Origin of the sequence: Herbihabitans rhizosphaerae (assembly GCF_004216555.1) — a bacterium.
In the GTDB taxonomy this organism is placed as follows: domain Bacteria; phylum Actinomycetota; class Actinomycetes; order Mycobacteriales; family Pseudonocardiaceae; genus Herbihabitans; species Herbihabitans rhizosphaerae.
The window spans coordinates 266,199-280,007 of sequence record NZ_SGWQ01000009.1 but is presented as its reverse complement, the minus strand read 5'-3'; the positions used below and the strand labels follow the sequence as shown (position 1 = coordinate 280,007).

The window sequence follows — 13,809 nt, the reverse complement described above, 5'->3', positions numbered from 1 at the left end:
ACTCGCGGGTGCGTGGCGCGGGACTCGCGGGTGCGTGGCGCGGGACTCGCGGGTGCGTGGCGCGGGACTCGCGGGTGCGTGGCGCGGGACTCGCGGGTGCGTGGCGCGGGACTCGCGCTCCAACGCCTCACGAGGGCCGCGCAGCGCGTGAGTAGGGGCGCCCAAACCCAACGCGCCCATGAGGGCGCCCCGCGCCCGAATAGGGCGCACAACGCTGGAAGGTGACACGAGGCACCGTGGGGTCTGCGGGGTTCGACCCCGCAAAATAATGCCTTCCGACCCCGGCGAGCGCTTTCCGCGAGCAGGGTGCGCCTAGTCGGAAGGCCGGGGCGGCCCCCGGCCGTCCCGACCTCCCGGGGTGTGCGACTACCGACAGTTGCTAACTGTCCGCGCCGCGTAGTCTGATCTCTAGACTCTCTCGTGGTCCACGTCACAAGTCAACGCCGCCGAACGGGTGATTGCGCGTTCCCACATCGTGGTCAGCTGGCGTAGGCGCGAAGCCGTTCCGCTCGCTCCCCGTGCCGCAGCTTGCCCATGACCTCGCGCTCGATCTGCCGCACCCGTTCGCGGGAGAGCCCGAACCGCTTGCCGATCTGGTCGAGGGTGCGCGGCTGGCCGTCGTCCAGCCCGTACCGCAGCCGGATCACCGCGTGCTCCCGATCGTCCAAAGTGGACAGAACGCGACGCAGATCGTCCTGCAGCAGCCCGGATATGACCGCGCTCTCCGCGGAGGTCGCCTCGCCGTCCTCGATGAAGTCGCCGAGCGGCGCGTCCTCCTCGGAGCCGACCGGCATGTCCAGGCTCACCGGATCGCGAGCGTGGTCGAGCAGGTCGGACACCTTCTGCGCGGTGAGCCCGGCCTCGTTGGCCAGCTCCTCGTTGGTGGCCTCGCGGCCGAGCTGCTGGTGCAGGTCCCGCTTGAGTCGCGCGATCTTGTTGACCTGTTCCACCAGGTGGACGGGCAGCCGGATGGTGCGGCCCTGGTCGGCCATACCGCGTGTGATCGCCTGTCGAATCCACCACGTGGCGTACGTGGAGAACTTGAAGCCCTTGGTGTAGTCGAACTTCTCCACCGCGCGGATCAGACCCAGGTTGCCCTCCTGGATCAGGTCCAGCAGCGGCATGCCGCGGCCGGTGTAGCGCTTGGCCAGCGACACCACGAGCCGGAGGTTCGCCTCCAGCAGGTGGTCCTTGGCCACCCGGCCATCGGTGACCAGCGCGCGCAGCTCGGCCCGCCGCGCCGACGACAGCCGAGGCGCGGTGTCGAGCATGTGCTGGGCGAACACGCCGGCCTCGATGCGCTTGGCCAGGTCGACCTCCTGGGCCGCCGTCAGCAGCGCGGTGCGGCCGATACCGTTGAGGTAGACACGGACCAAGTCGGCTGCGGGACCCTGGGCGTCCAGATCGATCTCTTGCGGCTCAGGTACTTCCCGCGGAACCTCGCGGATCAACGTCTGCGGGACCGTCATGCTGCTCCCTCCCCCTGTGTAGGTCGGACACTTGTGCAAACGTCCGGTCTCATGGATTCGTTCCCGGCTCTCACAAGAGAAGACGTAGTTCTCAGCAGGGACGTTGCTCCAGGAAACCTGAGCTTTACCTGAGAACGGGTGGAGCCGGCGGTTGGTCTAGACCTCAGACCTCGACGAGCACGGTGAAGGGGCCGTCGTTCACGCTGTGCACCGACATCATGGCGCCGAACCTGCCGGTCTCCACGTGGGCGCCTCGGGCGCGCAGGGCGGCCACCACGGCGTCCACCAACGGCTCGGCCGTCTCCGGCCGGGCGGCCGAGATCCACGACGGACGGCGGCCCTTGCGGGTGTCGCCGTAGAGCGTGAACTGGCTCACTACAAGCAAAGGCGCGCCCGCGGTGGCGCAGGACTGCTCGTCCCGGAGCACCCGCAGCTCGTGCAGCTTGCGGGCCATCACAGTCGCGGCGTCCGCTGTGTCGTCTTTGTGTACTCCGAGCAGAACCAGCAGGCCGGGTTCGTCGATCGCGCCGACGGTCTCGCCGTCCACGGTGACACTCGCCTCGGTCACCCGCGCCACCACAGCCCGCATGGGGCCGAGCGTAGAGCCCGGCCCCATGCGGGGTCCCCTGGGGACTGGTCACCGAGGCGCTCCGGCCAGCTCGGGCACCCGGTCCATCGGTGCCGTCGGCGGGTCGTTCTCCTTGCGCCGCAACCACTTCGGCGTCCACCAGTTGGCCTTGCCGAGCACGATCATCAGTGACGGCAGCACCACGGCGCGGATCAGCGTCGCGTCGATCAGGATCGCGGTCGCGAGCCCGACGCCCATCTGCTTCATGTCTATTGTGGACAGTGTGGCGAAGATCGAGAACACGCCGATCATGACCGCCGCGGCGCTGGTGATCGACCCGGCCGAGGACGTGATCCCGCGCGCCACCGCGTCCCGTGTGGACAGTCCACTCTGGTGGGCCTCGCGGATTCGGGACACCACGAAGATGTGGTAGTCCATGGACAGCCCGAACAAGATCACGAACAGCATCAGCGGCAGCCAGCCGACGATCGATCCGATGCTGTCGAAGCCGAGCAGGCTCTCCGCCCAGGTGCCCTGGAACACCAGGGTGAGCACGCCGTAGGCGGCGGCGGCGGACAGCAGGTTCAGCACGATCGAGGTGAGCGCGATCACCGGAGCCCGGAACGTCGCCAGCATCATGATGAACGTGAGCACCAGCACGAACGCGATCACCAACGGCAGTGAGTCGTTCATGTTGTCCAGGAAGTCGTTCTCGCCGGCGGTCTGACCGCTGACCGCGTACTCCGCACCGGCGACCGTGCCGATCGTGGTCGGCAACACCTGCGTGCGCAGCGCGGCCAGTGAGGCGTCCGCCGCCGGGGTGTCCGCCTTGTCCGGAATCGGCACCTGCAGCATCGCGACCGTCTCACCCGCCGCGGTCATCACCTTCGGCGCGCGGTCGTGCGCGAATCCCGGCGTCTGCTGGACCTTCGCGACGAACGCGGTCACGGCGGCCCGGCCCTCGGCGACCTTGTCCGCCGGCACCTTGACGACGACCGCGTGCGTCGCGCCCGTGCTCGGGAACTCCTCGGCCATCCGCTTCTCACTTTGTGAGATCGGCAGGTCGTCCGGCAGCGGGTCGTCCGGCATGGACAGCTTCATGCCGAGCGCGGGCACGGCGAGGGCGAGCAGCGCGCCGAGCGAGATCGCCAGCGCCACGGCGGGCCTGCGCAGCGTCGGCCGCAGCAGCTTGTTCCAGAATCGCGGCTCGCGGTCGGTGCGGGACAGCCGCCACAGCACCGGGATGCGCGGCTTGTCGACCCACCGGCCGAGCTTGGCCAGCGCGGCCGGCAGCACGGTGATCGAGCCGATCATCGCCACCAGCACGACCAGGATCGCGCCGATCGCCATCGAGGTGAAGGTGACGTCGTTCGCCACGAACAGGCCGGCCATCGCGACCACGACGGCGATGCCGGACACCACGATCGCGTGCCCCGAGGTGGCCGCGGCGATCTCCACCGCGTCCAGGTGTCCCTTGCCCTTCGCGCGTTCCTCGCGTTCGCGACGGATGTAGAACAGCGAGTAGTCCACGCCGACGGCCATGCCGATCAGCAGGATCATGCTGTTGGTGTTCTGCGTCGCCGGGACGAACTGCGACACCAGCGCGGCGAGTCCGATGGCCGAGCCGACCGCGGACATCGCCAGCAGCACCGGTACTCCGGCGGCGATGATCGCTCCGAACGCGATCAGCATGATCAACAGCGTCAGCGGGATGCTGATCAGCTCCGCTTTGGCGAAGTCGTCGCCGGACGCCTCGGACATCGCGCGCTCCATCGACGCGCCGCCGACCTGTTCCAGCCGCAGGTCGCCGTAGCGCTGCTGCATCTCCGAGGTCTTGTCCAGCAGCGGTTTCACCCGCTCGTCGGCGGTCTTGGCCTCACCGTTCATGTCGACGTTGACCAGGAGCGCGGAGCCCCTCGGCGACAGGACCGGCTCGCTGACCGAGGCGACCTCGCCGAGCCCTTTCATACCCGCGCGCAGGTCCTCGGCGGCCGCCCGGCCACGAGCCTGGTCGAACGCGCCGTCCTTGGCCGAGATCAACACGTTCTCGCTGGCCGGACGGGTGATCTTGGCGTCGTCCACGATCCGCTGGTACGTGGCGAGCTCGCCCTTGGCGCTGTCGCTGAACGTGCCGGTCTTGGTGCCGATCGCGCTACCGGCACCGATGGTGATCGCTACGAAAAGTAACCATGCGCCGATGGCGCGCCACGGGTTCTCCGCGCTCCATCTCGCGATTCGAACGGTTAACATCGGACGGGACATCGTCCTTACCCCTCAAGAGTTTTCGGCGGCCTGCCGGGTGCGGCGCGCTCGCTGAGAAGGCTTCCGTCAGCGGCGTTCGAGATCCATCGGGAAGGCCCCCGAGTCGACCCTGGGGTTACCCGCAGTGGTCACTCAGGGATGGCCCGAACCCATGCGGGCTTTCCGGGGCCGCGAGTGGGACGATGGTGGTGGAGGTGGTGTCGTGAAGAGCCGCAACGAGGGCAAGGAGCGGGACGACACCCCGGTTCTGATCACCGAGGCCGAGCCGTCCTACGAGGAGCAGTACGCCGCGCGCAAGCGCAAGTACATGCTGATGATGGGGATGCGCTTTCCCTGCCTGATCCTGGCCGGCGTCTTCTACGAGACCTGGTGGCTCGCCCTGCTGTTCGTGGTGCTCTCGATTCCGCTGCCGTGGATCGCCGTGCTGATCGCGAACGACCGCCCGGCGCGCAAGGTCGAGAAGGTCAGCAAGTACGCCAAGGACCGCACGGCGATCGAGGCCGCCAGCCGCCGGGTCATCGACTCTGATTAGTTCACGACGGGGATCGCCTGGCCGGCGGTCTCGTCTCGGTCGTGCGAGCACTGCTCCAGAACGGCTCCAGACCAGCTCCGGAGTGTTCGCGCGCCGCGTTCGTGTCGCGACATGATCAAAGGCAACCCGGCAGATGACCGATCGAAATCGTCAACGCGGTTTCGAAACCGTGTCGGGTGATCGGCGACAAAAGTGGGGAGTTACGGATGTCCAGAAAGGTACGAGCAGCCCTTGCTGCTCTCACCATCGGAATTGCGACACTGTTCGCGGGCGGGCCGGCGACCGCGCAGACTCGAGCCGAATTGGGCGCGTCCGCGGCGAATGCTGGAAATGTGGTTCACGCACGCGTGCCCAGCGGCGACAGAGCGGGGGTCATGGCCCCGATCTGTACGCCGCTGACCACGCCGGGTGGTGCGAAGGCCGACGTCTGCCGGGCGTGGTATCGCGAGGGCGACGGCAACGGCTACCACGGGTGGTTCGCCGCCACGGTATTCGGCGCGTCGTTCGCACAGGTGTACGTCGATGGAGCCATCGCCCATCTGGCCCGGCCCGACGGGGTCGGCGTCTACCGACACGCGGACAACGTCCGGCTCCGGGTGTGCAACAGCAACGGATGTGGCGCTTGGTGGTAACGAAATCCGAAACACGATGGGCGGGCGGATTATCGCCCGCCCATCGCCATGTCTGAGAGCCCTCCGGACCTTTCGCGGAGACGAACGGAGCCGTAACCTTTACCGGCATAGGCATTCGGCACGGAGCCTGGGGGAGCTGTGTCCGGTACAGAGGCGGCGAGAACGACTTTCGCGGAAGCATTAGACAGTGCGTTACGGCGATCGGCGTTGTCGGTTCACGGAATCAATGACGCGGCGCGGCGGCATGGCATCGGCTACTCCACCCTGCGGAGCTGGCGCACCGGGGTACACCTTCCTCGCGTTCCCGAGGACAATCCGCCGTTCGCGGCCTTCCTGCGGGAAGTCGCGGTATCCGAGTCGGACGCGCGGGTCGTGTTCGAGCTCGCCAAGACCGGCTGGCGACAAGTGGTCCATGCCAACCGGTCGGTGCCGGCGGCCTGTTCGACCGCCGTGGCCGCCGGGTCCTCGTCGCCGAGCGACGCTGACCACCACCTGTCTGACGGTGACCGGGCCGCGCTGCGGTCACTGTGTGAATGTCCATGCCGTGAGCTGACCGTCGGCGCGATCGCGGCGATGGTGGACCGTCCGGTCGACTCGATTCGGGGGACGCTCGCCCGGCTGCACCGGGCGGGTCTTGTGTCAACCGGCGAATACGAGAGACACCGGGTGCCCGACGCCGTGCGGGAGTTCAGACGGCGGCAGGTACGGGATCGCTGCGACGAACCCACGCGTCGCGCGGCTCGATTACGGCTCGCGGAGTTCTACGTCCGCACCGCGATGGCCGCCGCCCGACAGCTCTACCCGGACCTGCTGGAACTCGTGCCGCCGCCGGTGTCCGGGCCCACGGTCGGGTTCGGGACCGACCGGGCCGCGGCACGGTGGCTCGCCGCCGAGCACGGAAACGTCGTCGACATCGCGATCACCGTCCTCGAATACGACCGCGAACTGACCTGGTCGCTCGCCGACGCCCTGCGCGCGATCCAGCAAGTGCGCCCACACAGCTTGGACTGGACCCCGATCGCCGAGACGGCGTTGTTCACCGCCGATGACCCGGAGATACGCGCAGGCCTACAGATGGCCGCCGGTATGGCCGACTGGGGTGTCGGTGGCCTCGACGCCGCCACGAGCCTGTTCACCGAGGCCGCGGCGGTCTGGCGGGAGCTGAACAGACCCCGCGAGTTGTGCGCCGCGTTGCAGGCGCTGGGCGCCGCTCAGTACGCGACCAGCAACCACCGCGGTGCCTATGAGCACTGTGAGCAGGCACTGCGCATTCGACGGCAACTGTCCGAACGTCGAGGGCAGGCAAGCACCCTGGTGTTCCTCGCGGACATTTGCTCCGACCTGGGGCGACTGGAGGTCGCCGAAGGTTACGCCGAGTTGGCTGTCACGCACGCCTCGCGGCTGAACTACTCGGCGGGAGTGGCCGGCGCGCTGGGCAGCCGAGGCCGCATCCTGCTCCACAGGGGCGAACACGACAAGGCCGACGCTTGTTTCGAACGCCAACTCGCGCTGTCCGAGTCGCTCGATTTCGGCTCACGTCAAGCGGTTGCGCTGTTCGGGCGCGCAATGGTGTGTCTTCGCCGGGAACATTTCGGCAAGGCCCTCGACTTGGCCGGACACGCGGCCAGGATCGCCGCGGATTCCGGGAACGCTGTCACGCTGACCGACGCGTGGAACGTCACGGGCGCGGCGCATTTCCGTCGCGGCGGGTTCACCGAATCCGCCGCGTGTCATCGCCGAGCGCTGGCAGCGGCGCGGACCAGCAGATACCGCCGCGGTCGCCAGGTCGCGCTCAACGGCCTCGTACGGGCCCTTGGCACGCTCCCCGAGGTGTCAGCCGCACAGTGACCACCTGTGACTCACCCGCGTGTGGCCAGCGCGACGGCGATCTCAGCGGCCAAGCGCGTGTTGGCGAGCACGAGTTCGGCGTTGGTGTCGAGACTGGCGCCGCCGCTGGCCTCGTGGAAATGCTCCAGCAGCGCCGGTGTCACGTCCTTGCCCTGGATTCCCTTGCGCCGCAACAACTCCTGGCCCTCGGCGAGCAGACGGTCGTGCAGCTCCCGGTCGAGTTCGTGCTCGGCGGGCACCGGGTTGGCGAGCACGGCGCCGGCCGTGCCGGGCGCGGCGCGGTGGGCGAGCACCACGTCGGCTGCCTCCACGGGGCTGTCCACCCGCCAGGGCACACCGAAGCCCGAGTCGCGAAGGTAGAACGCGGGGAACACGTCCGTGCCGAAGCCGATCACCGGCACCGAGTGCGTCTCCAGCACCTCGAGCGTGGCGCCGATGTCCACAATGGACTTCACGCCAGAGCACACCACGAGTACCGGCGTCTCGGCGAGCACGCCGAGGTCGGCCGACACGTCCCAGGTGACGTGCTCGGGGTGCACCGGCCGGTGCACCCCGCCGAGCCCGCCGGTGGCGAACACGCCGATTCCCGCCGCGTGCGCGAGCGCTGCCGTGGCGGCCACCGTGGTCGCGCCGTCGCGGCCGAGTGCGGCGGCCGGGCCGAGGTCACGGCGGGACAGCTTCACGATGTCCGCGCCGGCCTCGCACACCCGGTCGAGTTGATCGGCGTTCAGCCCGACCACCGGCACGCCGTCCATCATCGCGATGGTGGCCGGCACCGCTCCGGCCGCGCGCACCGCGTCCTCCAGGGCGCCGGCCACTTCACGGTTGCGCGGCGCCGGCAGCCCGTGCGCCAGCAACGTGCTCTCCAGCGCGACGACGGCGCCGCCGTCCGCCAGCGCCCCGGTGACCTCCTCCGCGACGATCACGGCGTGGCGCCTCGCACGGTGGTGAGCAGGCCCGCGAAACCCGAACGCGTGACGACCACGGCGGGGCCGGGGTTCTTCGAGTCGCGCAGCGCGGTGGCATCGGTGGGCCAGGCCAGCTCGACACAGTCGGTCTCGTGGCCGCTGCGAGTGCTCTTGCGCCAGGTGAGCACGCCGAGGTTCATCGGGCGTCCTTCACGGCGGCGAGGAACGCGCCGAAGTTCGGCCGCTGGACGACCATGGCGGGGCCGGGGTTCTTGGAGTCGCGCAGCGCGGTGGCGCCGGTGGGCCAGGCCAGCTCGACACAGTTGGTCTGATTGCCGCTGCGGGTGCTCTTGCGCCAGCTCAGCGCACCCAGGTCAGGGGTGTCCATCGTGCTCCTCTCACGGGGCGCCCAGCTTGTGTGCCAGGCGGGCTATCCACTCCCGCGATTGTCCCGGGTTCAGCGCGACGGTGTCGAGCGAAGCCAGAATGTCCTGGTAGCCGGCGATGGTCTTCCTCCCTTCGGGGTACACGCTGGTGTTCTCGGGCTCCAGATGCAGCACTGGGTTGATCTCGGTGAACTCCATCAGCACGAACGAGCTGACGACCGCGGCGTGAAAGCCCACCGCGTCCGGGATGACGCGGAACTGGATCCGCGGCCGGACCGACATCCGGAGCAGGTGGTGCAGTTGCTCGGACATGATCTCCGGTCCCGGGCCGGTCCGCGTCAGCACGTATTCGTCCACGAAGAACCGGAAGATCGCGGGCCGGCGGCGGTCCAGGATCTCTTGACGCTTGATCCGGGCGTCCACCCGTTCCTCGATCTCGTCGGGCGGAATGGTGGCCGACGTCGACATGAGCGCCCGGGTGTAGCTGGCCACCTGGAGCAGGCCAGGGACGAGCAACCCCTGGTATGAGTTGATCGCGACGGCTGCGTCCTCGTGATCGATCAGCGTGCGCAGGTTAGGCGGCAGCCGCCCGCCGAACTCCTGCAGCCAGCCCGGCTCGTGCGCCCGCCGCGCCAGCTCCAACAGCCGCTCCCGCTCGTCGCCGCGAATACGAGCCATCGCGAGAATCGAGGCGACGTCGCGCTCGCTCACCCCGCGCGTGGCGCGCAGAACGTGGCTGACCTTGCTCGGCGACCAACCGAGTTCGCGCGCCACGGCCTTGCTCTCCAAGCCCGCTCGCTCCAACGCACGCCGCAGCGCCAGCCCCAGCTCACGCATGCGGACCGTGGATTCCCTGTCTCCCATGACATTCCCCTCGTTCGTTGGACTCGAACGTAGGGCGGTCCACGGGCGTAGCCCAGCGGGCACGCGGACAATTCGCCTGATCGGTTGCCGCGTGCCCCTGGGTAATTCGGGCGCTAGTCGAAGATGCCGCGCGGCTTGGCCACGTCGTGCAGCCAGCGGCCGATCTGCTGCTCCCAGTTGGTCTGCTGCAACTTCGGGAACTCCACCGGGAACGCGCCGAGGAAGGACTGGGTGCGGTTGCCGAGGCCGCCGCCCTTGGTGACCCGGACCTTCTTGTGCGCGTCGAGTACGACCTTCATGTCGTGCTGGCGGGCCAGGAAGGTCACCTTCAACTCGGTGAACGCGCCGGCGAACTCGCGCGACGGGGTGAACCCGATCTCCTGGAAGAACGGCAACTGCTGCTCCACGCCGTCCAGCCGCTGCTTGTTCAGGTTCGCGCCGCGGAACTGGAAACCCATGTGCGACAACGCGTCCAGGATTCGGTGCTGCGGCCCGAGCGGCTCGATCGACACCGCGTCCACGTCCATCGGGTCCACCATCGTGCTGGCGAGGTCGAGGTTGGTCTGCAGGCCGATCGCCATCCCGGTGAGATGCTTGCCGAGCACCGTGGTGATCGGTGTCTCCCACGGGAGCTGCACCTCGAACGGGACCTTGATCTGCGACCCCGCGCGCACCAGCTCGCGCCCGGCGAGGTGCACGTTCTGGAACGGAATGTCCTCGGTCGACACGCGGCCGCGGTCGTCGCTGGTGTCGATGCGCGCGAGCAGTGTCACGCCGAGCGACTCGACCTCCTGGTCGACCTGCCCACCGATGAGGAACACCTCGCCCCGCAGCACCCCGCCGGGGCGCACGTTGCGATCACGTAGTTGGGCGTCGACTTTCGCGCCCCCAGAGCCGAAACTGGCCAGTACCTTCTGGAACATGGGCCGCATCCTGCCAGGTCCCGACGCGATCAGGTGAGCGTTCAGGCATCATGGTCCTCGTGAGTACTCAGACTCTGCCCGATGTCGACACCCGGCCGGAGGGCACCGACGCCACCGGTGACGACTCGCCGAAGATGTTCCACTACGTGCGCAAGGAAAAGATCGCGGAGAGCGCGGTCATGGGCTCGCACGTGGTGGCGCTGTGCGGCGAGGTCTTCCCGGTGACCAAGTCGGCCAAGCCCGGCTCGCCGGTCTGCCCGGACTGCAAGAAGATCTACGAGCGCATGCGCCCCGGCGGCGACGACTGACCGGCGAACGGACCCACCATCGCGTGCTCAGCGTGCGCGCGATGGTGTTGACCGGCGTCCTGCTGGCGGCCATCGCGGTGCTGTCGGTGGTCGTGCTGCTCTGGCAGCTCGGCTCCGGGACACCGGGCGACGCGACCCGCCTCGATGTCATCCGCACTGCCGCCAGCATCGTGCTCGGTACCGGTGGTGCGGCGGCTCTGGTGCTCGCGGCGCGTCGGCAGCGTTCGACCGAGCTGGACCTGGTGCAGCGCGAGCGGGTCGCCGAGGCCAACGAGCGGGACGCCGAGGAGCGCCGGGTCACCGATCTGTACACGCACGCGGTCGATCAGCTCGGCAGCGACAAGGCTCCCGTGCGCCACGGTGGGCTGCACGCGTTGGAACGGCTGGCGCAGAACTACCCGGCGCATCGGCAAACCATCGTGAATGTGCTGTGCGCCTATCTGCGAATGCCGTTCGATGACGACGAGCAGGAAATGCAAGTTCGACAGACCGCCCAAGGCATTCTCACGCGGCATCTGCGCTATCAGTACCACGACGTCGATCAGGACGAGCCGCTGGCATCATTCTGGCCGGACATCGATCTGCGCCTGTCGAAGGCACGTCTGGTCGACTGGAAGCTGACCGGCGGCCGAGTCCGCTCGGCCAACTTCGAGAAGTGCGTGTTCAGTGGCGACACGAGATTCGACAAGACGACCTTCACCAAGACGGCGGTGTTCCGGTTCGTACGATTCGAGGATCCCGTGTCCTTCGACCGCGCCCGCTTCCGCGTGGTGGCGCCGTTCCACCACGCCGAATTCGTGGACCACGTGGGTTTTGCAGGAGTGACATTCGGCGGCGCCGCCGGATTCGATCGAGTGACATTTGCGGGCGCGGTCGATTTCGACGGTGCCGAGTTCGCGGAGCGACCCATTTTCGATCAGTCCCAAGCACGGATGGACACCACTTTCGCCAAAAGTCGCAGGTGGCCGACCGGCTATGACGTGGCCGAATCTGTGACCGTCGACGAAGATCAGCTGGACGGGCGCCCCGGCGATTGGGCTTACGTCCGGCGGCTTCCTAGCGGTGCCGAAGGTTAACGCCTGTTCACCACCACCACGGTGACCTGCGTGTATAGCGCTCCGTGGCGTACTTTAGCGGGCTAAAGTACGCCACAGCCACCTGATCGAGGTACGCGGCATGATCAAGGTGAGTGGAGGTGCACTTTGATCAAGGGGGACCTGATCACTTGTGCTTCGGGCCCTCGATGGGGAGCCATTCCACGGTCGTGAAGTTGCCCTCCTCGACCCACTCGAACGGCGCGGCGCTCAGGCACTTCGGCACCGACTCCAAGCTGCCCGGATCGAACACCCAGCTGTAGCCGATCCGGTCCTTGCGCCCGCCGTCGTAGACCGAGAAACCGCGCCGCACGCCGACCAGCCCCGGGTACTGGTCGCTCTTGGTCACCATGCCGGTCGCGATGGCCACCGGGCCGCCCACGATCAGACAGTCGATCGTCCCGGAGAACTCGCCGCCCTCCGTGTGGTCCGCGCTGTAGTGGCTGACGTGGAACGTGCCGCGCGCCGTCTCACCGAGGCCGTGCGCGTCGAACCGGAAGCGCACGGCCTCGCCGTCCGCGCGATAGGTCTTGACCGCACCGACCAGGCTCGGCTCGGTCGGCTTGTCCGGCCGGGCGGGCGCCGTTTCCTCAGCCGCAGCGGTGGAGCCGCTGATCGTCGCCGCCGTGATCAGTGCCAGCACGCCGGCGCCCAGCGTGCGAGCGCGTTTCGAGATCGCCATCGTTGATCCCCTCAGAACGGGGGAGGTGTTTCCTCCCGACGCGATCAGCCTCGCGTCCGGGGAACGCCCGCTCCTCCCGCTCCGGGTTGATCATGCTCCCGCTGGCGGGGGAGGTGGCCGGCGTTCGTGCGGCACCGGCAGCCGCTGCGTGGTCGAGGCGTCGGCGGGGGAGGGCGCGGTGAACTCGGTGGGCTCCGGCGTGCGCCCCGGTCTGGGCAGTGCGTCGGTGTCCTGCTGCTGTAGCGCCTCTTCGCTCTTGTCGGCCCGGATCTTCTCCGCGTGCCGCTCCATCTCCAGCCGTCGCCACCGCCTGCGCTGCCGCCGGGTCATCTTCGCCGGGTACATCTCCTGGATCGCCGCGTTGAAGTACGCGCCGATCACCACGGCCAGCCCGATGAAGAAGCAGAACAGCAGGAAGGCGATCGGCGTGGCCAGCGCGCCGTAGGTGTAGCCGGTGGTGGTGATCCACGTGATGTACAGCCGCAGCCCGATGCTGGACAGCAGGAACACGCCCATGGCGAGGATCGCGCCGGGCAGGCCGCGGTGCCACGGCAGCTTGCGTGGCAGCGCCAGCTTGTACAGCGTGGCCAGCGACAGCACGATCAGCACGCCGATGATCGGGTAGTACAACAGGTCGACCCAGTTGGTGACGGTGGGCCGCCAGTCCACCGGGAACACTCTCGGCAGCATGTCCGGCCCGAGCGCCAGCACCGGCAGCCCGACGATCAGGATCACCAGGCTCGCCACGTACAGCAGCAGCGCGAAGATCCGCTGCCACACCTCGTTGCGCACGCCGTACTGGTCGTGCGCGACCGTGATCGCGTCCACGAACGACGACATGGCCGACGAGCCGGCCCACAGGGAGATCAGGAACCCGACGGTGAGGATCTCGCCCCGGCCCTTGGACAGGATGTCGTTCACGGTCGGGTCGATGATCTGGTTCACCACGTTCTCGCTGAACGTGGTGCGGGACGCCTCGATGATCTTGTCGTGCACGGACTGGGTGACCTGCTGGCCGAACCACTCGGCGACGTAGCCGAGGCTGCCGAGTAACCCGAGCAGCAGCGGCGGCAGCGACAGCACTTGCCAGAAGGCCGCCTCGGCGGACTCGGAGAACAGGTTGCCGTCCCAGGCCTTCTGCAGCGTGCGCTTGATCAGCCGCATGGGCCCCTTGCGCAGATGCGCCGCTTCGGTGGGGACGGCCGTGCGGGTCGTCTGCTGTGGCTGAGGACTCATCGCACCGCCAAGCATGGTCTATCCCGGGTCGTTTCGCCGAAGCCACCCGGTGATCCGTCGATCGTGTCGCGTCGCACACCGATCTTGTCGCACCCGG

The 13,809-nt window shown here is 68.3% G+C and carries 15 protein-coding genes; 5 read left to right on the top strand and 10 right to left on the bottom strand.

What is annotated here, in order from left to right:
- Positions 1 to 479 precede the first annotated feature (479 nt).
- The 3 genes from EV193_RS24910 to EV193_RS24900 all read right to left on the bottom strand — a co-directional run bounded on the left by EV193_RS24910 (position 480) and on the right by EV193_RS24900 (position 4,287).
- Positions 480 to 1,469: a sigma-70 family RNA polymerase sigma factor gene (locus tag EV193_RS24910; protein ID WP_130346978.1), complete on the bottom strand. Its 990-nt coding sequence runs from the start codon at positions 1,467 to 1,469 to the stop codon at positions 480 to 482.
- A gap of 163 nt (positions 1,470 to 1,632) precedes the next feature.
- Positions 1,633 to 2,058: a D-aminoacyl-tRNA deacylase gene (dtd, locus tag EV193_RS24905; RefSeq protein WP_130346976.1), complete on the bottom strand. Its 426-nt coding sequence runs from the start codon at positions 2,056 to 2,058 to the stop codon at positions 1,633 to 1,635.
- Positions 2,059 to 2,106: 48 nt separating this feature from the next.
- A complete protein-coding gene (locus tag EV193_RS24900) occupies positions 2,107 to 4,287 on the bottom strand; it encodes an MMPL family transporter (protein WP_207222789.1) in 2,181 nt (726 codons plus the stop codon).
- A gap of 214 nt (positions 4,288 to 4,501) precedes the next feature.
- On the opposite strand from EV193_RS24900, the gene EV193_RS24895 reads away from it, so the two are divergent.
- From EV193_RS24895 to EV193_RS24885, 3 genes are all read left to right on the top strand, one after another.
- A complete protein-coding gene (locus EV193_RS24895) occupies positions 4,502 to 4,831 on the top strand; it encodes a DUF3099 domain-containing protein (protein ID WP_242613642.1) in 330 nt (109 codons plus the stop codon).
- Positions 4,832 to 5,205: 374 nt separating this feature from the next.
- The gene (locus EV193_RS24890; protein ID WP_130346970.1) at positions 5,206 to 5,463 is read left to right on the top strand and encodes a hypothetical protein; all 258 of its coding nucleotides are present in this window, start codon (positions 5,206 to 5,208) and stop codon (positions 5,461 to 5,463) included.
- Between the two features lie 207 nt (positions 5,464 to 5,670).
- Positions 5,671 to 7,311 (top strand): tetratricopeptide repeat protein, encoded by a 1,641-nt coding sequence (locus EV193_RS24885; RefSeq protein WP_130346968.1) that lies wholly within the window; start codon positions 5,671 to 5,673, stop codon positions 7,309 to 7,311.
- Between the two features lie 11 nt (positions 7,312 to 7,322).
- On the opposite strand, the gene EV193_RS24880 is transcribed toward EV193_RS24885, so the two are convergent.
- From EV193_RS24880 to EV193_RS24860, 5 genes are all read right to left on the bottom strand, one after another.
- Positions 7,323 to 8,237: a pseudouridine-5'-phosphate glycosidase gene (locus tag EV193_RS24880; RefSeq protein WP_130346966.1), complete on the bottom strand. Its 915-nt coding sequence runs from the start codon at positions 8,235 to 8,237 to the stop codon at positions 7,323 to 7,325.
- On the bottom strand, positions 8,234 to 8,419 hold the full coding sequence (locus EV193_RS24875) for a DUF397 domain-containing protein (protein WP_130346964.1): 186 nt from the start codon (positions 8,417 to 8,419) through the stop codon (positions 8,234 to 8,236). Before EV193_RS24875 ends, EV193_RS24880 begins: the two co-directional genes overlap by 4 nt.
- A complete protein-coding gene (locus EV193_RS24870) occupies positions 8,416 to 8,607 on the bottom strand; it encodes a DUF397 domain-containing protein (RefSeq protein ID WP_130346963.1) in 192 nt (63 codons plus the stop codon). The genes EV193_RS24875 and EV193_RS24870 overlap by 4 nt, the downstream gene beginning before the upstream one ends.
- Before the next feature lie 10 nt (positions 8,608 to 8,617).
- Entirely contained in the window at positions 8,618 to 9,469 is an 852-nt protein-coding gene (locus tag EV193_RS24865) for a helix-turn-helix domain-containing protein (RefSeq protein ID WP_130346961.1), read from the bottom strand.
- Between the two features lie 113 nt (positions 9,470 to 9,582).
- A complete protein-coding gene (locus EV193_RS24860) occupies positions 9,583 to 10,392 on the bottom strand; it encodes a sporulation protein (RefSeq protein ID WP_130346959.1) in 810 nt (269 codons plus the stop codon).
- 59 nt (positions 10,393 to 10,451) lie between these two features.
- Between EV193_RS24860 and EV193_RS24855 the strand changes: the two genes are divergently transcribed.
- Together EV193_RS24855 and EV193_RS24850 are read left to right on the top strand one after the other, a co-directional pair.
- On the top strand, positions 10,452 to 10,700 hold the full coding sequence (locus EV193_RS24855; RefSeq protein ID WP_130346957.1) for a DUF3039 domain-containing protein: 249 nt from the start codon (positions 10,452 to 10,454) through the stop codon (positions 10,698 to 10,700).
- Between the two features lie 23 nt (positions 10,701 to 10,723).
- Positions 10,724 to 11,776 (top strand): pentapeptide repeat-containing protein, encoded by a 1,053-nt coding sequence (locus EV193_RS24850; protein ID WP_130346955.1) that lies wholly within the window; start codon positions 10,724 to 10,726, stop codon positions 11,774 to 11,776.
- Between the two features lie 145 nt (positions 11,777 to 11,921).
- Here the strand turns inward: EV193_RS24850 and EV193_RS24845 are convergent, their stop codons facing one another.
- Both EV193_RS24845 and EV193_RS24840 read right to left on the bottom strand, forming a co-directional pair.
- A complete protein-coding gene (locus EV193_RS24845; protein ID WP_130346953.1) occupies positions 11,922 to 12,476 on the bottom strand; it encodes a hypothetical protein in 555 nt (184 codons plus the stop codon).
- A gap of 90 nt (positions 12,477 to 12,566) precedes the next feature.
- On the bottom strand, positions 12,567 to 13,712 hold the full coding sequence (locus EV193_RS24840; RefSeq protein ID WP_242613641.1) for a YihY/virulence factor BrkB family protein: 1,146 nt from the start codon (positions 13,710 to 13,712) through the stop codon (positions 12,567 to 12,569).
- Between the last annotated feature and the right edge of the window lie 97 nt (positions 13,713 to 13,809).